Here is a 22,610-nt window from a genome sequence, read left to right as displayed (position 1 = left end):
GGTGCATGGGCGCGCGGCTGCTGCTGGTCCGCCACGGCGAGACCGAATGGCACGCGGAGAACCGCTACGCGGGCTCCAGCGAGGTGGGCCTCACGGAGCGGGGGCTGTGGCAGGCGGAGCGGCTGGCCGCATACCTGCGCGAGAGCGAGCAGGTCACCGCGCTGTACCGGTCGCCGCAGGGCCGGGCCGAGGTCACCGCCGCGCCGTCCGCGCGGGCACTCGGGCTCGATCCCGTGGTGCGCGAGGACCTGCGCGAGGTGCACTTCGGGATCGCCGAGGGCCGCGTGCTGTCCGAGCTGGACCCACGGGTGGTGGCCGCGTTCCGGGCCGATCCGGTGGCCGGCGCCTTCCCCGGGGCCGAGGCGACGGATGCCGCCGCACGTCGCGGTGCCGCGGCACTACGGCACGTCGCCGCGGCGGAGGACGGCGGTCGCGTACTGGTCGTCGCCCACAACACGCTGATCAGGGTCACGTTGTGCGAGCTGCTCGGCATCCCGGTCCGCGGCTACCGCACGGTGTTCCCGCGCCTGGAGAACGCGGCGATCACCGAGATCGGCATCGAGGGCGGCGCGACGAGCCTGCACCGGTTCAACCTGTCCACGTCCTAACCTGGCCTTGTGGAAGACAAGTCCAGCGGCAGCGCCCGTTCACGCAACATCCGGCAGCAGCGCATCACCGACTACGTGGTCGGGAAGGGCCAGGCGTCGGCGGCGGAACTGGCCGACCTGACCGGCGTCAGCGTGATGACGGTGCACCGCGACCTGGACGAACTGGCCCGCCGCGGCCTGCTGCGCAAGTACCGCGGCGGGGTGTCCGCGCAGCCCTCGACGGTGTTCGAGAGCAACAGCGAGTACCGGCTCAACGCGCACGTGGAGGCCAAGGCCGCGATCGCGCGGCAGGCGCTCACCCACGTCGAACCGGGCATGTCGATCCTGCTCGACGACTCCACCACCGCATTGGCGCTCGCCCGGCTGTTGCCGCAGGTCACGCCGCTGACCGTGGCGACGAACTACCTGCCGGCCATCGAGGTGCTCAAGAACGTCGAGGACCTGCGCCTGATCTGTCTCGGCGGCGACTACTCGCCCACCCACGACTCGTTCCTCGGCATGCCGTGCCTGGAAGCGGTCGAGCGGCTGACCGTGGACGCGACGTTCGTGTCGACCTCGGCGATGAACGCGGAGATGACCTTCCACCAGGAACCGGAGATCGTGATGGTCAAGCGCGCGATGCTGGCCAGCGCGGGAACCCGGGTGCTGCTCATGGACTCCAGCAAGATGCCGCGCACCGCGCTGTACCGGCTGCAGGAGGTGGCCGACTACCACCGGCTGATCGTCGACTCGGACGTGTCCGGCTACCTGCTCGCCGAGCTGCAGGACGAGACCGAGGTGGATGTTGCGTCCGTCTGAGTGATTCACACTCTTGCGTGTGAATTTCACATGCTCCATGATATTTTGGTTCCCGGATTCATGGAGGCGTGATGACGCAGACGGCAACATCGAGGTTGTCCCAGCCGAAGAGGGGTTTCGGCGGGCTTCTCGCCAAGTGGGGGCTGCCCGCCCCACTGTTCCTCGGGTACGTCGGCCTGTTGCTGTTCATGGTCGGCGACGGCGTCGAGTCCGGGTTCATCGCCCCGTTCATGGCGGACAACGGCGCGGGCACCGAGATCCACGCGTCGTACGTGATCACCGTGTACGGCGTGGCCGTGATGCTCGCGTCCTGGCTGTCCGGCGCGCTGTCGGAACTCTGGGGCCCACGCAGGGTCATGTGGATCGGCCTGACGATCTGGGTCGTCTTCGACGCGTTGTTCCTCGCGATCGCCGTGCCCAGTGAGAACTACACGCTGATGCTGATCACGTACGGCATCCGCGGCTTCGGCTACCCGATGTTCGCGTTCGGGTTCCTGGTGTGGATCACCGCGGTCGCGCCGGTCGCCCGGCTCGGCGCCGCGGTCGGCTGGTTCTACTTCGCGTTCACCGGCGGCCTGCCGACGCTCGGCTCGCTGGTCGCGAGCTTCACCAACCCGGTGCTCGGCCACTACGGCACGCTGTGGCTGTCGGTCGGTGTCCTGCTCGCCGGCGGTCTGCTGTGCGTGCTCGGCGTGCGGGAGCGGACCGGGTTCACGCGGCTCGCACCGGAGGGCGTGAAGCCCGTGCAGAGCCTGGTGTCCAGCGTGTCGATCGCGTGGAAGAACCCGCGGGTCGGCGTCGGCATGCTCGTCCGCGTCATCAACACCGCGCCCGAGTTCGGCATGCTGGTGTTCTTCCCGACGATCTTCGCCGACGACATCGGCTTCGGCGAGGGCAGGTGGCTGCTGCTGGTGTCGGTCATCTACGGCACGAACATCTTCTTCAACCTGATCTTCGGCGTGGCCTCCGACAAGCTCGGCTGGCAGCGGACGATCTTCTGGTTCGGCGCGATCGGATGCGCGATCTCGATCCTGCTGCTGTACTTCGTGCCGACCGCGCTGGGCGCGGACTACTACTGGGTGGCCCTGCTCGTCGGTGCGCTCTACGGCGCCACGCTCGCCGGGTTCGTCCCGATCTCGGCGCTGCTGCCCTCGCTCGCGCCGGAGAACAAGGGTGGCGCGATGGCGTTGCTGAACCTCGGCGCCGGCGCGGCGGCGTTCGTCGGGCCCGCGATCGTGTCGTTGTTCCTCGGCCCGGCCGGCGCGGCGGGTGTGGTGATCATTTTCGCCGGCCTCTACGTCGTGGCCGCGGTGCTGACCCGGTTCCTCAAGCTGCCGGAAACCACCGAGAAGGCGATCAAGGACGACGTGAGCCTGCAGGACGTGACGGCGGCTCGCCCGTGACGGTTGTCGGTGTGGACGTCGCGACCGCGGGAGTGCGTGCCTTCGCGGTCGGCGGCGACGGTTCGGTCCGGGCGACGGCTTCGCGGCCGTTGCCCGCCCCGGTCCGGGACGAGTCCGGGCGCAGCGAGCAGGATGCGCGGTCCTGGTGGCCCGCGGTCGAGGCGGTGCTCGAGGAGGTCACCGCGTCGCTGCCGGAGCCGGTACGGGCAGTCGCCGTGTCGGCCACGTCGGGCACGATCGTCGCGGTCGGCGCACACGGGGAACCGCTCGGCCCGGCGCTGATGTACGACGACCGCCGGGGCGCGGACGACAACGCGAAGGCGGCGGAGGTCGGCGCGCCGCGGTGGGACGAGCTGGGTATGGGCGTGTCCCCGACCGCCGCGCTGGGCCGGATCACGTGGCTGCGCCGCGCGTTCCCGGACGCCGCGGGCATCCGGCACACGCCCGATGTGATCTGCGAGAAGCTCCTCGGCCGCCCGGTGGCGACCGACTCCTCGCACGCTCTGAAAAGCGGGTACGACCCGTTGCGCGGGGAATGGGCGGCCGAGGTCTTCGACTTCGACGTGGCCTGGCTGCCCGAGGTGGTCCGCCCGACGACCGTCCTGGGCGAGCTGCCCCGGCCGGTGGCCGGGCTGCCCGCGGGCTGCCTGGTGGTCGCGGGCATGACCGACGGGTGCGCCGGGCAACTCGCCACCGGGGCCGTCACGCCCGGCAGTTTCGCGGGCATCCTGGGCACGACGTACGTCCTCAAGGGCGTCACCGAACGCCTGGTGCGCGACCCGTCCGGCGCGATGTACAGCCACCGGCACCCCGACGGCTGGTGGTTGCCGGGCGGCGCCTCGAACACCGGTGGCGAAGCGGTGTCCGGAACAGCGGACCTGGCCGCGCTCGACGCGGCGGCGGCCGCTCGCGGACCGGCGAGCGTGGTGGCCTACCCGCTGCGGCGGTCCGGAGAGCGCTTTCCGTTCGTCACACCCGACGCCAGGGGTTTCGTGCTCGGTGAGCCGCGGGACGAGGCCGATCTGCACCGCGCCCGTCTCGAAGGAGTCGCCTTCGTCGAGCGGCTGGCGCTGGAGCGGCTGGCGGCGCTGGGGATCGAGGTGCGCGGGCCGCTCGTCGCCGCGGGCGGGGGCAGCAGGAGTCCGTTGTGGACGAAGATCCGCGCGACGGTCACCGGGCTGGAGCTGACGGTGTCGCCCCAGGCCGAGACCGGTTACGGAGCCGCGATGCTCGCTGCGGCGGCGACAGTGCCCGGCGGGCTGACCGAAGCGGGCGAATGGGTCCGCGGCGAGGGCACCATTGTCGAACCGGATGCACGCGAATCGGAAGCGCTGGAGAATTCCTACCAACGGTTCCGGGAAGAACTGGTGACGCGCGGCTGGCTCTGATTTCCCATACCGGAACGGAAAAGGCGCCGGCGCACCGTTGCGCCGACGCCTTCACGTTCAGTGGGCTTCTCAGGCGACCGGGGCCCTGTCGTCGGCCGGGACGAGGGTGTCCAGAGCCTCCTGCAGGGCCGAGTGCGTGGCCGTGAGGCGCTCGGTGACCTCGCGGCGGAACTCGAATGCCTCGGTGCGGGCCTGCGTCGCCTCGGACTGCTGACGCTCCGCCTCGGCGACCAGGGTCGACGCGCGGCTTTCCGCCTCGGAGGTCTGCTTGGCCAGACGGGCCTCGGTCTCCGAGGTGATCCTCGCCAGGCGGCTCTCGGTCTCCTCGGTGTCCTTGGCGATCTTGGCCTCGGTGTCGGCCGTGATCTTCGCCAGGCGCTCCTCGGTTTCCCGGGTGTCCTTCTCGAGGCGGGCCTCGACCTCCTGGGTCTTCCGCGCCAGGGCGGTTTCGACCTCTTCGGTCTTCTGCGCCAGGGCGGTCTCGACCGCGTTGGTCTTCTGCGCCAGCGCCGTGTCGACCTCTTCGGTCTTGCGGGCCAGCTCTTCCTCGCTCGCCTTCTCGGCCTTGGCGCGCGCGTCGGCGGCTTCGGCGTCGAGACGGGCACGCTCGTCGGCGGCCTCGTCGTTCAGGCGGGCGATCTCGGCGCGGCCCTCGGCCATCAGGTTCTCGTGCTCGGCGGTGAGCGCGGTGTGCCGCTCCTGGAACTCCAGTTCGAGGTCGTCACGCCGCTTGGCCAGCTCGGCTTCGCGCTCGGCGACCATCTTGTCGGTGGCCTTGCGGGTGTCGAGGTCGTACTTGTCGGCCGCGGCGCGGATGTCGTCGGCCTGCGCGTCGGCGCGGTTCTTGAGCTCGGCGATCTCCTCTTCGGCGAGCGCCATCATCGTGCGCACGCGTTCGGTCATCGTCGAGGCGCTCGACGGGTCGCTGGCCATGCGGGACAGCGCCTGCTTGGCTTCGCTCAGCTCCTGCTGGGCATAGCTGAGGGCGCGGGTCAGTTCGGCGACCGACGACAGCGCGTCGTCGCGGGACACGGCCGTCTCTTTGAGCTCGGCGTTCAGCTGGGCGAACCGCTCGTCGACCGGGGGACGGTCGTAGCCGCGGAACACGAGGGGGAAGAGGGGATTTCCGGGGATGGCTTCTTGGGACTCGGCAGGAGGCATGCGGGCACCTTAGTGCTATTGGACCTGGGTTTCCATACTTTCGGGTGACGCTTACCCGAGATCATAAAGATCCGGTCCGGACTGCCGCGCCCGGCACTGGGATACGGTTCGGCGGGAGCCGTGAGGAGGGCCGGGTGGAACTGCAGGAGATCGTGGCCGACCTGGCCGAACACTGGCCGCTCTACGTCACGATGCCGTTCATCGCCGCCCTGATCGGCTACGTCACCAAACGCGTCGCCATCGAGATGATGTTCCGGCCGATCGAGTTCGTCGGCATCCGTCCGGTGTTCGGCTGGCAAGGTGTCCTGCCGGCGAACGCGGAGCGAATGGCGGCCACCGCCACCGACATGCTCACGAACAACCTGGTCGATCCGAAGGAGATCTTCGCCCGGCTCGATCCGGACCAGCTCGCCAAGGAAATCGAGCAGCCCCTCCTGCAGGTGGTCGAGGAGATCACCGAGGAGGTCATGGAGCAGTACCAGCCGCGGCTGTGGGAAGCGCTGCCCGCGGGCGCCAAGGAACTGCTCATGCGCCGCATCCGGGCCGAATCGCCGCGGATGATCGCGAAGATCATGCGGGAACTCTCGGAGAACATCGAGGACGTCCTCGACCTCAAAACCATGGTCGTGACGAACCTCGTCCGGGACAAGAGCCTGCTGAACCGGCTCATCCGGGACATCTCCCGCCCGGAAATGCGGTTCATCGCCAACTCGGGCCTGGTGTTCGGTTTCGCACTCGGCTGCGTGCAACTGGGCGTGTGGGCGCTGACGAAGTCGCCGATCGTGATGCCGCTGTTCGGGCTCGGCATCGGGTGGTTCACCGACTGGCTCGCCTTGAAGATGATCTTCCTGCCACGGGAGCCGCGGGAGTTCTTCGGCCTCTACACCTGGCAGGGCGTGTTCCAGAAACGGCGCGACCAGGTGGCCGCCGACTACGGCGACATGATCGCGCGGGAGATCATCACCATCCCGAACCTCCTCGAAGCCATCCTCAACGGCCCCAAGTCGGACCGCCTGTTCCACCTGATCAGCCGCGAGGTGCAGCGCACCATCGACACGCAGGCCGGCGTGGTGAAACCGCTCGTCGCCGCCGCCGTGGGCACCCGCAAGTGGCAGGAGATGAAGCAGGTCGCCGCCGCGAAGGCGGCCGAGCGGGTGCCGGACACCATCCGCCACGCCGAGGACTACGCGGTGAACGCGCTCGACGTGCGGAACACGATCGTCGAGCGGATGCGGCAGCTGTCCCCGATCGAGTTCGAGGAACTGCTGCGCCCGGCCTTCCGGCAGGACGAGTGGAAGCTGATCGCCGTCGGTGCGATCATCGGCGGGCTCGTGGGTGAGCTGCAGGCGATCGTGCTCCTCCACTAATCTCGCGCCGGGAGGGGGTGGCGGATGGACGCGGTTCTGGCCGATTTCGCGCAGCACTGGCCGCTCTACACCGCGATCCCGTTCATCGCCGCCGTGATCGGCTACGTGACCAAGCGCGTCGCCATCGAGATGATGTTCCGACCGCTGGAGTTCGTCGGCATCCGCCCGGCCTTCGGCTGGCAGGGCGTGGTGCCCAAGCACGGCGGCCGGATGGCGGCGATCGCGACGGACCTGCTGACGGCGAACCTGATCGACCTCGGTGAGGTGTTCGCGAGAGTCCAGCCCGACCGGCTCGTGCGCGAGATCGAGCAGCCGTTGCTGCGCACGATCGACGACCTGGCCCGCGATGTGCTCGCCCGGCACCATCCGCGGTTGTGGGAGTCGCTGCCGCCGATGGCACAGGACCTCATCGTCAAGCAGTTGCAGGCCGGTTCGCCGCGGCTGGTGCGGGAACTGCTCGACGAGATCCGCGCGAACCTCGACGGCGTGCTCGACGTCAAGCACATGACCGTCGAGCGTCTCACCCGCGACCGGGCCCTGCTGGTGCGGCTGATCCGCGAGACGTCCCGGCCCGAAATGGCGTTCATCGCGCGGTGCGGGATCTACTTCGGGTTCGTCCTGGGCATCGTCCAGGCCGTCGTGTGGGCGCTGACGAAGAACCCGTGGGTACTGCCTGCCTTCGGCGGGTGCATCGGCCTGTTCACCGACTGGCTCGCCATCAAGATGATCTTCCTGCCGCGCCGTCCGGTGAAGATCGGGCCGGTCACGTTGCACGGCAAGTTCCAGCGCCGCAAGGCCGAGGTGGCCCGCCAGTACGGCGAGATCATCGCGCGCGAGGTGCTGACCGTGCCGAACATCCTGGACGAGCTGCTGACCGGCCCGCGCGCGGACAAGCTGGCCGCGCTCGTGCGGCGCGTGGTGGCGCGGGCCGTGGACGAGCAGGTCGGCCTGATCCGGCCGCTGGTGTCCGCGACCGTCGGCGGTGAGCGGCTGCGCGAGATGACCGAAACGGCCGCGACCGGGGCGCTCACGCAGATGCCGTACCTGCTGCGGCACGCCGAGCCCTACCTGGTCGAGGCGATGGACCTGGCGAACATGGTCGAGCAGCGGATGCTCGCGCTGACGCCGGAGGAGTACGAGAACCTGCTGCGCCCGGCCTTCCGGCAGGAGGAGTGGAAGCTGATCGCGGTCGGCGGCGTGATCGGCTTCGGCGTCGGTGAGTTGCAGGTTCTGCTGATGCTGCACTAGGTGAACCGTTAACGTGGGCGGGTGCGAGAACCGCAGCAGCTCCCCGCGGTGCACGAGGCGTGGCTTCCCCGCGAGCACTCCCTGCACCGGCCCCGGCACGGTGGCCGTCAGCTCACCGCGTTGATCTGCGCGCTCGTGTTCTTCACGACCCCGGCGCTGCTGTGGGTGTTCGGCGCGCGCCCGGCCGAGATCGAGAACCGGCACCTCGCCGGGTTCCCCAGCATGGGCGACGGCTGGGCGTTCTTCACCAGCCTCCCGGGCTGGGCCACCGACCAGCTGACCTTCCGCGGCGCCGCCATCGAGGCCGCGGACTGGGTCAGCCGCACCTTCTTCGGCGAGACCCCGCCGCGCGACCAGGGCGGGACGACCGGCACCGGTCCGCTGCCGGGCAGCCCGCCGCCCGCCCAGACGCAGGACGGCGCCGACGAGCCGACCACGTCCGGCCCGCTGGACCAGGCCGGTTACCGGCAGGTGATCGAGGGCAGGTCGGGCTGGCTGTACTTCGGTTACGACGCCGAGGCCAAATGCGATCCGGTCCGGGTGCTGCCGGACACGCTGGTCCGGATGCAACGGCTGCGCGAGATGATCGAGGGGTCCGGCCGCAAGTTCGTGTGGGTCGTCGCGCCCGACAAGTCCACAATGGTCCCGGAGAACCTGCCCAGCAGCTACCCCGGCAGGGACTGCCACCAGGCCGCGGAAGCGCCGACGTGGCAGCAGATCGACAACGCCGGGGCGCTGGACCTGCGGCCGGAGCTGACCGCGGCGGCGCAGCGGGTGGGCCGCCCGGTCTACCCGTCCAACGACACGCACTGGACCGACGAGGGATCGCTCGCGATGACCCGCGCGGTCGCGGAGGCCGTGCAGCCGGGCGTCACCGCGACGTGGCAGAGCAAGCAGGTCGGCACCTACACGGTGGCCGCGGACCTGCCGCCGCTGCTGGGCAAGAAGGCCGACAAGACGAACGTGCTGTACGACCTGCGCCCGGACGGAATCGTCGACAGGGCGGGGCAGACCATCACCGACATCGAGACGCCGTCCTACCGCTTCGCCTCGCCGATGTCCTCGACCGTGAACGAAAAGACCCTGTTCTACGGCGACTCGTTCACCAAGGCGTCCTCGCGCTACCTGGCGGCCGGGTTCGCGAACCTGACGATGCTCGCCTACTTCACGCCGAAGACCGATCAGGCGCAGGCGATCGGGATGTTCGTCAATTCCGACGTCGTCGTGCTGGAGACCGTGGAACGCAGCGTCTCCAGCGGTCAGCTGCCGTTCCTGGACGACAAGTTCCTCACGGCGCTGCAGGCGCAACTGCAGGCGAATCCTCGGTGACGCGGGCCGCCCGATCACGCACGTAGGCGATCACGCGGCACACCAGGTAGATGGTGAACGCGATGGTGGTGACGAACGCGCTGACCGGCGCGCCCGGCGCCAGCGACAGGATGATCCCGCCCAGCGCGGCGGTTTCGGCGAACACGACCGCCAGCACCGTCACCTTCCACGGGCTCGCCGTCAGCCGCGCGGCCGCGGCCGCCGGCGTCACCATCATCGAGACCACCAGCAGCGCACCGACGATCTGCACCCCGAGCGCGGTCGCGACGCCGACGAGGACGGCGAACACGACGGACAACGTGCGGGCCGGAACCCCGCGGGCCGCGGCGACGTGCGGGTCGACGCTGGCGAACAACAGCGGCCGGTAGATGACGGCCAGCACCGCCAGTACCACCAGCGCGGCGATGACCAGCACGATCAGGTTGGTCGTCTCGATGGACACGATCTGGCCGACCAGGATGCCGAACTTGTTGGCCGCGCGACCGGGGTAGAACCACAGGAACAGCACGCCGAGGCCGAGCCCGAAGGACAGGATCGCGCCGATCACCGAGTCGCGATCGGACTCGCGCCCGCCGAGCAGGCCGAGCAGCAACGCGGCGATCACCGCACCGGCGAGCGCGCCGAATTCGACACCGACGCCGAGCAGCAACGCCCCGGCCGCGCCGGTGAAGGCCAGCTCGGCGGTGCCGTGCACGGCGAAGGACATCCGCCTGGTCACGATCAGCGGCCCGAGCACACCCGCGACGAGACCGAGCACGGCCGCGGCGAGCAGGGCGGTCTGCACGAACGACAGCCCGAGCAGCTGTCCCGTCAGACCGAAGTCGAAGAGCTTGTCCATGTTCAGCGGTGACCTTCGGTACTCACGAAACGCGCTCGTCCAGGTGGTGGGGTTCGTCCTCGCAGACCGCGCTGCGCGCGCCGGCGACGTGGATCTGGCCGCCGACGCGGACCACCTCGACGCGTGCCCGGTACAGCTCGGACAACGTCTCCGACGTCATCACCGCGCCCGGCGGCCCGATCCGGAACCGGCCGTCGACCAGGTACAGCACCCGGTCCACATAGGGCAGGATCGGGTTGATCTCGTGGGTCACGAACAGCACCGCGGTGCCCGCCTCGCGGCGGCGGGCGTCGATCAGCTCACTGACCGCGCGCTGGTGCGCGAGGTCGAGCGAGAGCAGCGGCTCGTCGCACAGCAGCACGTCCGGCTCCCCGACCAGGGCCTGCGCGACACGGAGCCGTTGCTGCTCGCCACCGGAGAGCTTGCCGACCGGCTGCTTCGCGTAGGACCCGGCGCCGACCGCCTCGACGGCGACGGACACCCGCCGCCGTCGCTCGGCCAGACCACGCAGCCCGGTACCCCACCGGTGCCCGTCGAGCCCGAGCCCGACCAGATCGACCCCGCGCAACGTCAGCGCCTCGGCCATCGCCCGCTGCTGCGGGACGTAGCCGACCGGCTGATCGCTGTTGATGCGCACGCTGCCCCGCGACAGGTGCTGCAGACCGAGCAGCACCTTCAGCAGGCTGGTCTTGCCGGACCCGTTGGGGCCGAGCACGGCAACGAATTCGCCGCGCTCGACCGACAGGTCCAGATCGGACCACAGGGTGCGCGAACCGAACGCGAGGGTCGCACCGGAGATCTGTACCGCAGGGCTCAAGAGTTCAGGGCCTTCGCCAGGTCGTCGACTTCGCTGGTCATCCAGGCAATGTAGTCGCTCGTCCCGGCGGGCAGCGTTTCGGTCACACCGACCACGGGGATCCCGGCCGTGTTCGCCGTCGCGACGACCTGCTCGGTGACCGGCGTGGTGGTCTGCTCGTTGTTGATCAGAGTCTTGACCTGCTTGGTGTTCAGCAGGTCGTTGACCTCGGCGAGCGCGGCGGGCGGAACGTCGGTCTCCTCCTCGACGGCCTCGGAGAACTCCTCCGGAGTGGCGTCGGTGACCTTCGCGGCGTCGATCAGGTAGTGCGCGACCGGTTCGGTGACCAGGACCTTGGTGTCCGGGTGGCTGGTGCCGATCTGCCCGGCCTTCTGGGTCAGCTGGTCGAGCTGGGACTTGAAGTTCGTGGCGTTGGTGGTGAAGGTCTGCGCCGCGTCCGGCTTGATCTGGCCGAGCTCGGTGGCGACCTGGTCGGCGACCTTGGCGACGGTCGCGAAGCTGTACCAGACGTGCTCGTTCTCGTCGCCGGTCGCGCCGATCTCGTAGGCGTCGAGCTTGCGTGCGTCGGCAGCCTGGTCGGCGAGCTTGCCGAAGAAGTCGTCGTAGCCGCCGCCGTTGGCCAGGGTCAGCTGCGCGTTCTGCGCGGCGACCGCGTCCTCGGGGGTGGTCTCGTAGGAGTGCGGGTCGGCGCTCGGGTCGTCGATGATCGAGGTGACCGCCACCTCGTCGCCGCCGACGGCGGAGGCGACGCTGCCCCACACGTTCGTCGAGGCGACGACGTTGATCTTGCCGTCGTCGCTCTCACTCGCGGTGTTAGTCCCGCCACAGGCGGTGAGACCGAGAACGAGGGCCGTCGCGGCGGACGCGAGGCCGAGGAGGCGAGGGAAACTCATCGCGAGCACTCCTGAAGTACGAGGTGGAAAGCAGCGTCAGCTTTATTGGAAACGGTTTTCGCTATCACCTTACCCTAACGAGTGAACTGCTCACCGGCTCGGTTACTCCTGCCTGAACGTCACCTTGCGCAGTGGCACACGCCGCACGGACGGCGTTCGACTTCACGACTCCGTTCTGAACCGTTACGGTTCCCTCATGGGGCGTCCTATGCGCATGAGGCGACAGGCGACGTTGGCGTCGCTCGCCGCGGAGCTCGGCGTGTCGCGGACCACCGTGTCCAACGCGTACAACCGCCCGGATCAGCTTTCACCCGAACTACGCAAGCGGGTCCTGGAGACGGCCCGCCGCCTGGGCTACCCCGGACCCGATCCGGTGGCGCGTTCGCTGCGCACGCGCAAGGCCGGCGCGGTCGGGCTGCTGCTCACCGAGAACCTGTCCTACGCCTTCCGCGACCCGGCCGCGATCGGCGTGCTCGAAGGTCTCGCACTGGCCTGTGAGGACGCCGGCGTCGGCCTGCACCTGGTGCCCGCGAGCCCCGGCCGGGACGACGTGGCCGCCGTGCACCGGGCGGGTGTCGACGGGTTCGTCGTCTACTCGGTGCCGGACGACGATCCGCACCTGGGCGCCGTGCTGGCGCGGCCGGTGCCGACGGTGATCATCGACCAGCCCCGCATCGAGGGCGTGGACCGCGTCGGCCCGGACGACACCACGGCCGTCACCGCGCTGGCCGAGCACATCATCGGCCTGGGCCATCGCCAGATCGGCGTGCTGTGCATGCGGTTGGCACGCGACCGCAACGACGGGTTCGCCTACCTCGACCGGCAGCAGAGCGCGCACTTCCACGTGCAGCGCTCCCGGCTGGAGGCGCTGTCGAAGGCGTTCGCCAAGGTCGGTGTCGACTGGTCGACGGTGCCGGTCGTGGAACGTTTCGAACACAACGTCGACGACGGTGCCGCCGCGGCCCGTCAACTCCTCGACGCGAATCCTCAGGTCACGGCACTGCTGTGCACCTCGGACATCCTCGCGCTGGGCGCGCTGGCCGAGGCGAGCCGGCGCGGGCTGCGGGTACCCGCGGATCTGACGGTGACCGGGTTCGACGGCATCGCCGAAGCCGAGCGCGCCGGGCTGACCACGGTGCACCAGCCGGTCCTGGAGAAGGGCCGCGCCGCGGGCAAGCTGCTGCTGTCCTCCGGTGACCACGTCAAGCCGCGAATCATCACGCTGAACACGCAGCTGCGGATGGGCACGACGTCCGCGCCGCCACGCACGATGGAGCAGCACTGGTTCGGACCGTGATCTCTCTCATTGCGGGGCGTTGATGGGTCCGGTGGAATGAAATCCGGACGAACCCCGGGAGGCATTCTTGACCGCGATCGACACGTTGCTGCAGCGCAACAAGGACAACGCCGAAACCGTCGGAGACCGGTCGGAGTCCCGGCCCGCCCTGAAGGTCGCGGTGCTGACCTGCATGGATGCCCGGATCCGGGTGCCCGAGGTGTTCGGGCTCGCGGAGGGCGAGGCGCACATCCTCCGCAACGGGGGCGGTGTGGTGACCGATGACGTGATCCGGTCGCTGGCCCTGTCGCAGCGCAAGCTCGGCACCGAGGAGGTGCTGATCATGCAGCACACGAGTTGCGGTGTGTCGTCGGTGACCGAGGACGACTTCAAGGACGAGCTGGAAGCGGACTGCGGGGTGCGCCCGACGTGGTCGGTCGAGGCTTTCCGGGACGTCGAGGACAGTGTGCGCCGTTCGGTGCGGCGCGTGAAGCGGAGCCCGTACCTGCCGCACGTGGACAAGGTGCGCGGGTTCGTCTACGACGTGCACACCGGGAAGATCACGGAAGTCCAGTGACTACCCTGGGCCGGTGCCCATCGACTCCGACCTGCTGATCGACTGGTTCGACTCGTGCGCCAGGGACCTGCCGTGGCGGCGCCCGGAGTGCACGGCGTGGGGCGTGCTGGTCAGCGAGATCATGTTGCAGCAGACACCGGTCGCCAGGGTCGAGCCGATCTGGCACGAGTGGCTTTCGCGGTGGCCGGTGCCCTCGGCGCTGGCGGCCGCGAGCCAGGGTGAGGTGCTGCGGGCGTGGGGCAAGCTCGGCTACCCACGCCGCGCACTGCGTCTGCACGCCGCCGCCACGGCGATCGCCACCGAGCACGACGACGTTGTGCCGTCCGATGTGGACACGCTGCTGGCGTTGCCGGGCATCGGGGCCTACACCGCCCGCGCCGTGGCGGCCTTCGCGTACGGCAAGCGAGCCCCGGTGGTGGACACGAACGTCCGGCGCGTGGTGGCCCGGGCGGTGCACGGGGCCGGGGACGCGGGCCCACCGTCGACCACGCGGGACATGGCGGACGTTGCGATGATGCTGCCCGACGACGAATCGCGGGCGGCGCGCTTCTCGGCCGCGCTGATGGAACTGGGCGCGGTGACCTGCACGGCCCGCTCCCCACGCTGCGCCGACTGCCCGATTTATGACGACTGCGCCTGGCAGAAAGCCGGGCGTCCCGCCTACACCGGCCCGGCGAAGGCGACGCAGAAGTACGCCGGGACGGACCGGCATGTGCGTGGTCTGTTGCTGGATGTTCTGCGAGGCACGCCGGGGCCGGTGTGGAAGTCGAAACTCGATGTGGTGTGGTCGGATGCCGGGCAGCGGGATCGGTGTCTGGATTCGCTGCTGGTGGATGGGCTCGTGGAGCAGACCCGGGACGGGCGGTTTTCGTTGCCCGGGGAGCATTAGCCGAGGCGAGCGCCCTAAAGGACCCGTGCGGCGAGGACTATCCCTTGATCTTTGAACCCGCGCCTTGGGCAGACGGGCTGGGGATGAGGGGCGGGGAGGTCTGGGGCGGTCGTGTGCTGGCGTACGTTGCGGGTGTCAGCGGATCAGTACTTCGGAGAGGAATGCTTCTACTGCGCCGCGGTAGGTTTCTGGTGCGGAGTCGTGGACGACGTGGTTCGAGTTGGGGATCAGCAGGTGGCGGGCGTTGGGCGCCCGTGTGGCCATCTCGGCTTGCTGACCGGCTGGCATCAAAGTGTTTTCGGCTTCGATGATGAGCATCGGACATCGCACGGACTCCACCAGGGGCCAGTAGTCGCGCCTGCCCCATTCTGCCGCGATCTCGTACAGGTTCTCGAAGTTTGCCATCAAATGGTAACCATCGTCGCGTTCGGTCATGCATTCCGTGAAGTAGTCGCCGGTGCTGCCGAAGAAATCGCGGACGTGGGCGAGCGATTGGAAGGGCATCGGCCAGGAATCGAAGTAGCCGCGCCACGTTTCGACCGTTCTACCGCGCTGGTCGGGCGCCATGTCTTCGACCACCACGGCGTGAGCCAGCTCAGGGTGCGCCGCCGCCAGGGACCAGGCGTGCAGGGCGCCCATTGAGTGTCCGATCAGGACTGCCGGTTCACCCAGCGGTTCCACCAGGGCGGCGGCGTCGGCCACGAACTGTTCCGTCGTCCACGGGCCGGTCCGCGCCGCGCGGCCGTGCCCGCGTGCGTCGAGCCCGAGGACATGGCCGTACGGGCGCAGCCACTGCGCCACCCGCCACCAGGTGCGGGCCCGGCCCATCAAACCGTGCAACAGGACGATGGGCCTGCCCTCACCACCGAAATCCACGACGCTCACGGCGTCATTCAATCAGCTTCCCAGCAACGACCGGGTCAGCGAGTTCCGCGAATCCTGCAAGTCCCGCAACGCCGCGGCCAATGCCTTGTCGCCCACCGGCAACGGGTCGCCCTCCGCGCCGGCCCGCACCTCGTGCAGCACCGCCCGGCGCAGCAGTTCCTTCACGAACGACGCGGTGACACCCTCGGTCTCGGCGATCACCGGCTCCAGATCGGCGCGCCCCGGCCGGTCCCGCAACGCCACCTCCAGCGCCTCCGGCCGGTTGGTGGTCAGCACGAACGTCACATCGGCGTCCGCGCCGATCCCGTCCATCGCGTCCAGGAGGCTGAACAGCAACCAGTATCGACGGCTGCAACCTGCGGGCCAGCTCGGCGGCCTTGCTGATGAACCGCATCGCCGCGCCGGTCAGGATGATCACCGTGCTGTCGCACGGGGCGCACACGCCGCCTCCCGGTCGGCGGCCGGCACCTCGAACGACGACACCGCGACCGGCCCGTGCTGGGCGGCGAGCCCGCGGACGGCGACGATCACCGGCGCACCATCCGGCGCGCTGTCAGCACCAGTCCGAACTGGATGACCTCCACGGCCTCGTCCGGACCGATGGCGACGGTCGCCATGTCGTCCTCGCCCAGTTCGTACATGCCGGGCCGCCGCGCTCGGCCAGGTATGCCTCGACCCCGCGGTGCAGGTTGACGTGTTCCCACGCCGGGGACTCCTGCGCGACCAGTACGACGTGCTGGAACTCGACGCCGAGGTGCCCGGAGATCTTGCCGATCGGCTCGGCGTCCGGGTTGCCCCCGTCGACGACGGCAGCCGCCGCGCGGACGATCTTCCGCAGATCCCCGGCGAGAGTCCGGGCGAGCACGCGCTCTTCTTCCGTTGTGATCCCCATTACATCCCAGCGTAGCGAGAACCGGTCGGTAGGCTGGGCCCATGGCAGTCGTGAAGATCAACGCGATCGAGGTACCCGAAGGCGCAGGCCCCGAGCTGGAGAAGCGCTTCGCCAACCGCGCCCACTCCGTGGACGGCCAGCCCGGCTTCCTCGGTTTCGAGCTGCTGCGCCCGGTCGCAGGCGAGAACCGCTACTTCGTCTACACGAAGTGGGAGTCCGAAGAGGCATACCAGGCGTGGGCGAACGGCCCCGCCAAGGAGGCCCACGCGGGCCAGCGCGCGAAACCGGTGGCCAGCGGGGCGAACCTGCTGGAGTTCGAGGTCGTCACGTTCGACTGAACCGGTGACCGACGACGGCCTGGCGAAGGCCGCCGAGATGCTCGCCGGCGCCTCCGCGCTCCTCGTGTGCGCGGGCGCCGGCATGGGCGTCGACTCCGGGCTGCCGGACTTCCGCGGTGACGAGGGCTTCTGGCGGGCGTACCCGCCGTACGCGCGGCTCGGCCTGAGCTTCGCCGAGATCGCCGACCCCCGCCACTTCGCCGAGGACCCCGAGCTGGCCTGGGGGTTCTACGGGCACCGGCTGGACATGTACCGCCGGACCGAACCACACGCCGGGTTCGGCCTGCTGCTGCGTCACGGCTCCCGGCTGCCCGGCGGCACCGCCGTGTTCACCTCCAATGTGGACGGGCAGTTCCAGCGCGCGGGCTTCGGACTCGTGGCCGAGGCACACGGATCGATCCACCACCTGCAGTGCACCGTCCCGTGTGGACCGGACATCTGGCGTGCCGACGACGTGGCCCCGACGCTCGACGAGTCCCTGCGCGCGCTCCCTCCGCTGCCGTCCTGCCCGCACTGCGGGAGCCTGGCCCGCCCGAACATCCAGATGTTCGGCGACTTCGACTGGGTACCTCACCGCACCGACACGCAGATGCGGGCGCTCAACGAGTGGCGGCGCGCGAACCGGCACGCGGTGGTCGTCGAGGTGGGTGCGGGACGCGCGGTGCCGACGGTGCGGCGCTACGCCGAACTCGCCTCCGCCGCGACCGGCTCGCTGATCCGCATCAACCCGCGTGAACCGGAGATCCGGCACAACCGCGGCATTTCCCTGCCCCGCACGGCGCTTCCGGCGCTGACCGCCCTGCTCGGCGACTGACAGCGCTCGGTCAGCCACCGGTAAGCGGCGCCGAGCATGGTCAGGGCATGACGAAAAACAAGGTCCTCATCTCCGGCGCCAGCATCGCCGGCCCCGCCCTCGCCTACTGGCTCTCCCGCCACGGCTTCTCCGTCACCGTCGTCGAACGCTGCCCCGGCATCCGTCCCGGCGGGCAGGCGATCGACGTGCGCGGACCGGCGCTCGAGGTGGCCGAACGCATGGGCGTGCTGGAGAAACTGCGCGCCGCCAGTACCGAAATGGGGGGCATGTCCGTCGTCGACGCCGACGGCACCGAGGTCTACCGCAACGTCGAGCACACGGTCACCGGCGGCGACCTGGACAGCCCCGACGTCGAGATCCTCCGCGACGACCTCACCGCGATCATCACCGAAGCCGCGGGCGAGGAGATCGAGTACTTGTTCGACGATTCGATCGCGGAACTGGACCAGGACGATGACGAGGTCCGGGTCGTGTTCGACAGCGGACTGCGGCGCAGCTTCGATCTGGTGGTCGGCGCGGACGGCCTGCACTCGAACACCCGGCGCCTGGTCTTCGGCCCGGCCGGGCAGTTCATCAGCCACCTGGGCACCTACATGGCCGTCTACACCGTGCCGAACTTCCTCGACCTGAAGAACTGGCAGGTCATGCACCAGATGCCGGGCGAAGGCATGCGTGGCGGCATGGTGATGAGCGCCCGCCACAACACCGAGGCCCGCGCGTACCTGATGTTCGATTCCGAAGAGCCGGTCGACTACGACTACCGCGACATCGAGGGCCAGAAGGCACTGCTGGCCGAGAAACTGGCCGGCGACAGCTGGGTGATCCCCCAGCTGCTGGAGTACGCCCGGACCGCGAGCGACTTCCACTTCGACTCCGCGGCCCAGATCCGGATGGACTCGTGGTCCCGCGGCCGGGTCGTCCTGCTCGGCGATGCCGGCTACTGCGGATCCCCGATGTCCGGCCAGGGCACCAGCATGGCGCTGGTCGGCGCCTACGTGCTGGCGGGCGAACTGGCCGCGGCCGGCGGCGACCACCGTGCCGCCTTCGCCGCCTACGAGAAGGAACTCCGCGGCTACGTCCAGGCCAACCAGGACATGGCCATCGCGAACATGGAGATGCGCCGCGCCGGGACCATGCAGGCGGCCGAGGAGAGCGAATCCGCCGAGGCACTCGTCGAATCCGGCATGGCGGATTTCGCGCAGGTCGTGGGCTCGTACACGATCAAGGACTACTGACGTCGCCACTCGATCGGGTGGAACCCCGGAGGCCACGCGTCCCAGCGGCACCTTCCGACCCTCTCATCTGACGACTGCGGTCACACGGGCGCCACCGTGTGGTCCAGCCGTCCGGCATACCGGATCCGGCCGTCACGCCCCCCGAGCGGCCGGATCCGGTACGCGCCTCAAGGGAATGTTCACGCGGCTCGCGAAGCGAGGCAGGTGGCTACTTCCCCAGAACCCGCTCGGTCAGCGCACGGGCCGACGCCATCAGCTCATCGGTCAGCGCGTCCGTCAGCGCCGACGGCGTGAGATCGCGGGCGCAGCGCGGGCGGCAGGATCTCCGGCGTCATCTCGGCCGCGTTGGGCGTCGCCGCCGCGCCGGGGTCCGCCGCGAGCACCGTGACGCCCGTGACGCGCGCCGCCAGCTCCCGGTTGTACGCCAGCTTCGCCCGGCCCGACACCGCCATGCCGCACAGCTCAGCGGAGCAGCGGGAAACCGTCCAAAGCCCCGCTGACATGAGTTCATACCGTCACGGCATGGCAGCTGGCGGAATGGATCTGAAGCACCTGCGCTACTTCCTGGCCGTGGCGTCGGAGGACACCTTCACCGCCGCCGGGCGGATTGCCTGCCCGCGCGGCGGTCGCCGACTGGCACCGTTCGACGAGCGGGGCCTGGACAGCGACGGTCCGCCGTGACGAGCGCGTGGCCGTGCTGCGTCAGGCCCCCCACTGGCCGGGCGGGAGGTGGTCGACCGGGCCGAGCCGGCCGGCGAGGCCCTGCCGCAGTGGGTGGACCTGACGCCGGCCGAGGCCGCGTACTGGACCGGCACCGACCTCGCCCACCACGACTGGCGCGCGGGCCCGACGGTGCGCGACGCGGCCCAGTACGCGGCCGCGGTCCGGCTCGGCCAGGCGATCGGTTTCGTGCCCCGCACGCTGGTGCCCGACCTGCCGCCCGCCGGCGTCAGCGTCGTGGCGGTGACCGGTCTGTCCGCCAGCGAGCCGCGGATCGCCTGGCCGTCGAACACGACGTCCCCCGACGTGGCCCGCTTCGTCCGGCACGCCACCGAACAGGTCCAGCTCACGGAAGCGTGATCGACGCGAACACCGCCTTGTGGTCGGAGTTCGGCATCGGGAACACCCGGTAGTCCGTCACCGCGGCGCGCCCGTCCACCAGGATGTGGTCGATGGTCACCGGCGGCGGCAGCAGCTTCGACGGCCAGGTCGAGGTGAACCCCTCACCCAGCGCGCTGCCCGCGTCGGTGTAGCCGGTGGAGATCAGGTCCCGCAGGGTGGCGTGGTCCAGCGTCGCGTTGAAGTCGCCCGCCAGAACACGCACCGGACCGTCCGGATCGGGGTGCGGCAGGCCGGCGATCTCCGCCTTCCACGCCCCCGCGTCCGCCACACCCGCCGTCGGGTGCACCGCCACGACCTCGACCGAGACGCCACCGAGGTCCACCCTGGCGCTGGGTTGCGCGAACTCCGACGGCCCGGCCAGCGACAGCTCGGTCACCGGGTACCGGGACACCAGCCCGGAACCGGCTCCCCGCCGCGCGGGTTGCAGCACGCGGTAGGGCAGCAGGTCGAACAGCCCGGCGCCCTCCAGCGCGTCCACCCCCTGCTGCGTCAGCTCCAGCAGGTTCAGCACGTCGACCTGGTTCTCCCGCACCAGCCGCACGAGGGTCTGCGGATCGGCCTCGCCGTAGTACATGTTCGACGACATCACGTGCAGGGTCCGGCCGTGCACGGCCGGCTGCTCCGAGGAGAACGCGCGCGGCACGACCACACCGCCCACCGCGAGCGCCAGAACCAGCACGATCCCGCCGATCCACCAGTGCCGCAGCGCGAGCGTGAGCGCCGCGAGCAGCAGGCCGCACACCACCCAGTACGGGGTCAGCGCGATCAGCGCCGACGTCAGGCGCCCGCCGTCCAGACCGATCAGGCGCATCGCGGCGAACACCGCGAACACGGCGGCGAGCAGGGCGAAGAACACCACGCGCCCAGTCTTCCTGCCAGGCCGTGACAGCGGCTGACAGTCATCTGTGCGGGCGCTGTCAGGTTCACCCGGGAGAGTCGGTTCCGACACAGGAGGAGGATTTCATGACCTTGGCGATCCAGGCGGAGGGCCTGGTCAAGCGGTTCGGGGGAACCACCGCGCTGAACGGGGTCGATCTCGAGGTGCCGACCGGCAAGGTGGTCGGCGTGCTCGGCCCGAACGGCGCGGGCAAGACCACGATGGTGCGGATACTGGCCACCCTGCTGCGTCCGGACGAGGGGCGCGCGACGGTCGGGGGCTTCGACGTCGTGGACGACCCGGTGCGGGTGCGGGCGCTGATCGGGCTGACCGGCCAGTACGCGTCGGTGGACGAGGACCTGTCCGGTACGGAGAACCTGGTGCTGCTGGGCCGTCTGCTCGGGCTGCGGCGGGCCGCCGCGCGGGCCCGCGCGGCGGAGCTGCTGGAACAGTTCGAGCTGACCGAGGCCGCCGGGCGCGCCGCGAAGACGTACTCGGGCGGTATGCGGCGGCGGCTCGACCTGGCGGCGAGCCTGGTCGGCCGTCCGAAGCTGCTGTACCTGGACGAGCCGACCACCGGACTGGACCCGCACGCCCGCAACGAGGTGTGGCACGTGGTGCGGCGGCTCGTCGCCGACGGCGCGACGGTGCTGCTCACCACCCAGTACCTCGACGAGGCCGACCAGCTCGCCGACACCATCACGGTGGTCGACCACGGGCGGGTCGTCGCGGAAGGCCGTCCGGACGAGCTGAAGCGCCGCGTGGGCGGCCAGACCGTGCAGGTCAGGCCGACGTCGCGGGCCGATTTCGACGCGGTGGCCCGGATCTTGACCACCCTGACCGGGATGGAGCCGGTGCGCGACACCGACGTCGGGCTGCTCACCGCGCCCGTCGGCGATCCCGTCCTGATGTCCACCCTGGTCCGCAAGCTCGACGAAGCGGGCATCACGGCGGACGAGCTCGCACTGCGCCTGCCCAGCCTCGACGAGGTGTTCCTGGCGCTGACCGGCAAACCGGCCGAGGAAACCGCACCCGAAGGGAGCCTGGTGTGACCGCCGCCGTTCTCGATCTCCCCCGGCGCATCAGCCCGGCCAAGGCGCTGCAGGACGGGTTCACCCTGGCCTGGCGCGGTGTGCTGAAAATCCGCAAGAACCCGGAACAGCTGGCCGACGTGACGATCCAGCCGATCCTGTTCCTGCTGATGTTCGGCTACCTCTTCGGCGGCGCGATCGCCGGGAACACCAGCGCCTACATCGAGGTGCTGGTGCCCGCGCTGATGGTGCAGAACACGGTGTTCGCGAGCCTGGCGACCGGGACCTCGCTCAACACCGACGTCACGAAGGGCGTGTTCGACCGGTTCCGCGCCATGCCGATCGCCCGGTCCGCGCCGCTGGTCGGTTCGGTGGTGTCGGACGTCGTGCGGTACGCGGTGGCGCTCACGGTGCTGCTGGTCGCCGGCATGGCCATGGGGTACCGCCTGCACACCGACGTCGGTTCGCTGCTGGTCGGCGTCGCGCTGATGCTGCTGGCGGGGCTGTGCTTCTGCTGGATCGCGGTGTTCGTCGGGATGCTGATGCGCAGTCCCGGCGCCGTGCAGGGCGTGATGGTGGCGATCATGATGCCGATCACCTTCGGCAGCAACGTGTTCGTCCCGTCCGACACGATGCCCGCCTGGCTTCGGGCGTGGTCGGACATCAGCCCGGTGAGCCTGCTCGCCGACACCATGCGCGGGCTGCTCAACGGCGGCGCGGTGGCCGGGCCGCTGCTGGGGGCGCTGGCGTGGCTGGCCGGGATCGTCGCGGTGTTCTTCCCGCTGGCGATGAGCGCCTACAAGCGGCGCGTGGCCTGACGCGGG

General features: G+C 70.0%; 26 protein-coding genes. 18 read left to right on the top strand and 8 right to left on the bottom strand.

The annotated features are described in order from the left end of the window. Positions 1-5: 5 nt before the first annotated feature. The 4 genes from HNR02_RS12035 (at position 6) to HNR02_RS12020 (ending at position 4,197) form a co-directional block, all read left to right on the top strand. Positions 6-608, top strand: coding sequence for a histidine phosphatase family protein (locus HNR02_RS12035; protein ID WP_179773276.1), 603 nt, complete (start codon positions 6-8; stop codon positions 606-608). Between the two features lie 9 nt (positions 609-617). After that, positions 618-1,406, top strand: coding sequence for a DeoR/GlpR family DNA-binding transcription regulator (locus HNR02_RS12030; protein WP_179773275.1), 789 nt, complete (start codon positions 618-620; stop codon positions 1,404-1,406). A 71-nt stretch (positions 1,407-1,477) separates the two neighbouring features. After that, positions 1,478-2,809, top strand: coding sequence for an MFS transporter (locus HNR02_RS12025; RefSeq protein ID WP_179773274.1), 1,332 nt, complete (start codon positions 1,478-1,480; stop codon positions 2,807-2,809). Beyond that, on the top strand, positions 2,806-4,197 hold the full coding sequence (locus tag HNR02_RS12020) for an FGGY-family carbohydrate kinase (RefSeq protein WP_179773273.1): 1,392 nt from the start codon (positions 2,806-2,808) through the stop codon (positions 4,195-4,197). Before HNR02_RS12025 ends, HNR02_RS12020 begins: the two co-directional genes overlap by 4 nt. Positions 4,198-4,266: 69 nt before the next feature. Here the strand turns inward: HNR02_RS12020 and HNR02_RS12015 are convergent, their stop codons facing one another. Beyond that, positions 4,267-5,358 carry a coiled-coil domain-containing protein gene (locus HNR02_RS12015; RefSeq protein ID WP_218902800.1) on the bottom strand — a complete coding sequence of 364 codons (1,092 nt, stop codon included), beginning with the start codon at positions 5,356-5,358 and terminating at the stop codon, positions 4,267-4,269. A gap of 134 nt (positions 5,359-5,492) precedes the next feature. On the opposite strand from HNR02_RS12015, the gene HNR02_RS12010 reads away from it, so the two are divergent. The 3 genes from HNR02_RS12010 to HNR02_RS12000 are packed head-to-tail and all read left to right on the top strand — an operon-like array spanning position 5,493 to position 9,302. Next, positions 5,493-6,725, top strand: a complete 1,233-nt coding sequence (locus HNR02_RS12010; RefSeq protein WP_179773272.1) for a DUF445 domain-containing protein — start codon at positions 5,493-5,495, stop codon at positions 6,723-6,725. Between the two features lie 24 nt (positions 6,726-6,749). Next, positions 6,750-7,973 (top strand): DUF445 family protein, encoded by a 1,224-nt coding sequence (locus tag HNR02_RS12005; RefSeq protein ID WP_179773271.1) that lies wholly within the window; start codon positions 6,750-6,752, stop codon positions 7,971-7,973. Positions 7,974-7,994: 21 nt separating this feature from the next. Then, positions 7,995-9,302 (top strand): alginate O-acetyltransferase AlgX-related protein, encoded by a 1,308-nt coding sequence (locus tag HNR02_RS12000; protein WP_179773270.1) that lies wholly within the window; start codon positions 7,995-7,997, stop codon positions 9,300-9,302. Here HNR02_RS12000 and HNR02_RS11995 read toward each other — a convergent pair. Genes HNR02_RS11995 through HNR02_RS11985 form a run of 3 tightly spaced genes read right to left on the bottom strand, consistent with a single transcriptional unit; the run spans position 9,262 to position 11,850 of the window. Beyond that, positions 9,262-10,140 (bottom strand): metal ABC transporter permease, encoded by an 879-nt coding sequence (locus tag HNR02_RS11995; RefSeq protein WP_179773269.1) that lies wholly within the window; start codon positions 10,138-10,140, stop codon positions 9,262-9,264. The two genes, HNR02_RS12000 and HNR02_RS11995, sit on opposite strands and share 41 nt — an antisense overlap. 22 nt (positions 10,141-10,162) lie before the next feature. Then, positions 10,163-10,957: a metal ABC transporter ATP-binding protein gene (locus HNR02_RS11990; protein ID WP_179773268.1), complete on the bottom strand. Its 795-nt coding sequence runs from the start codon at positions 10,955-10,957 to the stop codon at positions 10,163-10,165. Then, entirely contained in the window at positions 10,954-11,850 is an 897-nt protein-coding gene (locus HNR02_RS11985; RefSeq protein ID WP_179773267.1) for a metal ABC transporter solute-binding protein, Zn/Mn family, read from the bottom strand. The genes HNR02_RS11990 and HNR02_RS11985 overlap by 4 nt, the downstream gene beginning before the upstream one ends. A 196-nt stretch (positions 11,851-12,046) precedes the next feature. Here HNR02_RS11985 and HNR02_RS11980 point away from each other — a divergent pair, with 196 nt between their 5' ends. The 3 genes from HNR02_RS11980 to HNR02_RS11970 all read left to right on the top strand — a co-directional run bounded on the left by HNR02_RS11980 (position 12,047) and on the right by HNR02_RS11970 (position 14,592). Beyond that, entirely contained in the window at positions 12,047-13,147 is a 1,101-nt protein-coding gene (locus HNR02_RS11980; RefSeq protein WP_179773266.1) for a LacI family DNA-binding transcriptional regulator, read from the top strand. A 67-nt stretch (positions 13,148-13,214) separates the two neighbouring features. After that, positions 13,215-13,703 carry a beta-class carbonic anhydrase gene (locus HNR02_RS11975; RefSeq protein ID WP_179773265.1) on the top strand — a complete coding sequence of 163 codons (489 nt, stop codon included), beginning with the start codon at positions 13,215-13,217 and terminating at the stop codon, positions 13,701-13,703. A 13-nt stretch (positions 13,704-13,716) separates the two neighbouring features. After that, positions 13,717-14,592, top strand: a complete 876-nt coding sequence (locus HNR02_RS11970) for an iron-sulfur binding domain-containing protein (protein WP_179773264.1) — start codon at positions 13,717-13,719, stop codon at positions 14,590-14,592. A gap of 135 nt (positions 14,593-14,727) precedes the next feature. On the opposite strand, the gene HNR02_RS11965 is transcribed toward HNR02_RS11970, so the two are convergent. Further along, the gene (locus tag HNR02_RS11965) at positions 14,728-15,477 is read right to left on the bottom strand and encodes an alpha/beta fold hydrolase (protein WP_312860977.1); all 750 of its coding nucleotides are present in this window, start codon (positions 15,475-15,477) and stop codon (positions 14,728-14,730) included. A gap of 12 nt (positions 15,478-15,489) precedes the next feature. Further along, positions 15,490-15,813 (bottom strand): hypothetical protein, encoded by a 324-nt coding sequence (locus tag HNR02_RS35415; protein WP_246338547.1) that lies wholly within the window; start codon positions 15,811-15,813, stop codon positions 15,490-15,492. 358 nt (positions 15,814-16,171) lie between these two features. On the opposite strand from HNR02_RS35415, the gene HNR02_RS35410 reads away from it, so the two are divergent. From HNR02_RS35410 to HNR02_RS11945, 4 genes are read left to right on the top strand one after another with little or no spacing between them, the layout of a single operon-like run. Further along, a complete protein-coding gene (locus HNR02_RS35410; protein ID WP_246338546.1) occupies positions 16,172-16,384 on the top strand; it encodes a hypothetical protein in 213 nt (70 codons plus the stop codon). A 26-nt stretch (positions 16,385-16,410) separates the two neighbouring features. After that, on the top strand, positions 16,411-16,707 hold the full coding sequence (locus HNR02_RS11955) for an antibiotic biosynthesis monooxygenase family protein (protein ID WP_179773263.1): 297 nt from the start codon (positions 16,411-16,413) through the stop codon (positions 16,705-16,707). 37 nt (positions 16,708-16,744) lie between these two features. Then, a complete protein-coding gene (locus HNR02_RS11950) occupies positions 16,745-17,521 on the top strand; it encodes an SIR2 family NAD-dependent protein deacylase (RefSeq protein WP_179775867.1) in 777 nt (258 codons plus the stop codon). 47 nt (positions 17,522-17,568) lie between these two features. Further along, positions 17,569-18,756 (top strand): FAD-dependent monooxygenase, encoded by a 1,188-nt coding sequence (locus tag HNR02_RS11945; protein WP_179773262.1) that lies wholly within the window; start codon positions 17,569-17,571, stop codon positions 18,754-18,756. A 257-nt stretch (positions 18,757-19,013) separates the two neighbouring features. Here the strand turns inward: HNR02_RS11945 and HNR02_RS11940 are convergent, their stop codons facing one another. Next, positions 19,014-19,208: a hypothetical protein gene (locus HNR02_RS11940; protein ID WP_246338545.1), complete on the bottom strand. Its 195-nt coding sequence runs from the start codon at positions 19,206-19,208 to the stop codon at positions 19,014-19,016. A 70-nt stretch (positions 19,209-19,278) separates the two neighbouring features. Between HNR02_RS11940 and HNR02_RS11935 the strand changes: the two genes are divergently transcribed. Both HNR02_RS11935 and HNR02_RS11930 read left to right on the top strand, forming a co-directional pair. Further along, positions 19,279-19,437 (top strand): hypothetical protein, encoded by a 159-nt coding sequence (locus HNR02_RS11935; RefSeq protein WP_179773261.1) that lies wholly within the window; start codon positions 19,279-19,281, stop codon positions 19,435-19,437. A 48-nt stretch (positions 19,438-19,485) separates the two neighbouring features. Further along, complete coding sequence (locus HNR02_RS11930; RefSeq protein ID WP_179773260.1) at positions 19,486-19,836, top strand: hypothetical protein; 351 nt, start codon at positions 19,486-19,488, stop codon at positions 19,834-19,836. On the opposite strand, the gene HNR02_RS11925 is transcribed toward HNR02_RS11930, so the two are convergent. Continuing rightward, positions 19,823-20,737, bottom strand: a complete 915-nt coding sequence (locus HNR02_RS11925) for an endonuclease/exonuclease/phosphatase family protein (protein ID WP_179773259.1) — start codon at positions 20,735-20,737, stop codon at positions 19,823-19,825. The genes HNR02_RS11930 and HNR02_RS11925 overlap by 14 nt on opposite strands. 104 nt (positions 20,738-20,841) lie before the next feature. Between HNR02_RS11925 and HNR02_RS11920 the strand changes: the two genes are divergently transcribed. Both HNR02_RS11920 and HNR02_RS11915 read left to right on the top strand, forming a co-directional pair. After that, entirely contained in the window at positions 20,842-21,807 is a 966-nt protein-coding gene (locus HNR02_RS11920; protein ID WP_179773258.1) for an ATP-binding cassette domain-containing protein, read from the top strand. Next, positions 21,804-22,604 carry an ABC transporter permease gene (locus HNR02_RS11915; RefSeq protein WP_179773257.1) on the top strand — a complete coding sequence of 267 codons (801 nt, stop codon included), beginning with the start codon at positions 21,804-21,806 and terminating at the stop codon, positions 22,602-22,604. The genes HNR02_RS11920 and HNR02_RS11915 overlap by 4 nt, the downstream gene beginning before the upstream one ends. The last annotated feature ends 6 nt before the right edge of the window (positions 22,605-22,610 follow it).

Source organism: Amycolatopsis endophytica, from assembly GCF_013410405.1.
GTDB classification, from domain to species: Bacteria; Actinomycetota; Actinomycetes; order Mycobacteriales; family Pseudonocardiaceae; genus Amycolatopsis_E; species Amycolatopsis_E endophytica.
This window is presented reverse-complemented; position numbering and strand designations above follow the sequence as displayed.

Coding starts and splice junctions, on each gene's coding strand:
- HNR02_RS12035 (WP_179773276.1), top strand. CDS start 6: ATGGGCGCGCGGCTGCTGCTGGTCCGCCACGGCGAGACCGAATGGCAC.
- HNR02_RS12025 (WP_179773274.1), top strand. CDS start 1,478: ATGACGCAGACGGCAACATCGAGGTTGTCCCAGCCGAAGAGGGGTTTC.
- HNR02_RS12015 (WP_218902800.1), bottom strand. CDS start 5,358: ATGCCTCCTGCCGAGTCCCAAGAAGCCATCCCCGGAAATCCCCTCTTC.
- HNR02_RS12005 (WP_179773271.1), top strand. CDS start 6,750: ATGGACGCGGTTCTGGCCGATTTCGCGCAGCACTGGCCGCTCTACACC.
- HNR02_RS11995 (WP_179773269.1), bottom strand. CDS start 10,140: ATGGACAAGCTCTTCGACTTCGGTCTGACGGGACAGCTGCTCGGGCTG.
- HNR02_RS11985 (WP_179773267.1), bottom strand. CDS start 11,850: ATGAGTTTCCCTCGCCTCCTCGGCCTCGCGTCCGCCGCGACGGCCCTC.
- HNR02_RS11980 (WP_179773266.1), top strand. CDS start 12,047: ATGGGGCGTCCTATGCGCATGAGGCGACAGGCGACGTTGGCGTCGCTC.
- HNR02_RS11955 (WP_179773263.1), top strand. CDS start 16,411: ATGGCAGTCGTGAAGATCAACGCGATCGAGGTACCCGAAGGCGCAGGC.
- HNR02_RS11950 (WP_179775867.1), top strand. CDS start 16,745: ATGCTCGCCGGCGCCTCCGCGCTCCTCGTGTGCGCGGGCGCCGGCATG.
- HNR02_RS11945 (WP_179773262.1), top strand. CDS start 17,569: ATGACGAAAAACAAGGTCCTCATCTCCGGCGCCAGCATCGCCGGCCCC.
- HNR02_RS11940 (WP_246338545.1), bottom strand. CDS start 19,208: ATGGCGGTGTCGGGCCGGGCGAAGCTGGCGTACAACCGGGAGCTGGCG.
- HNR02_RS11935 (WP_179773261.1), top strand. CDS start 19,279: ATGGCAGCTGGCGGAATGGATCTGAAGCACCTGCGCTACTTCCTGGCC.
- HNR02_RS11920 (WP_179773258.1), top strand. CDS start 20,842: ATGACCTTGGCGATCCAGGCGGAGGGCCTGGTCAAGCGGTTCGGGGGA.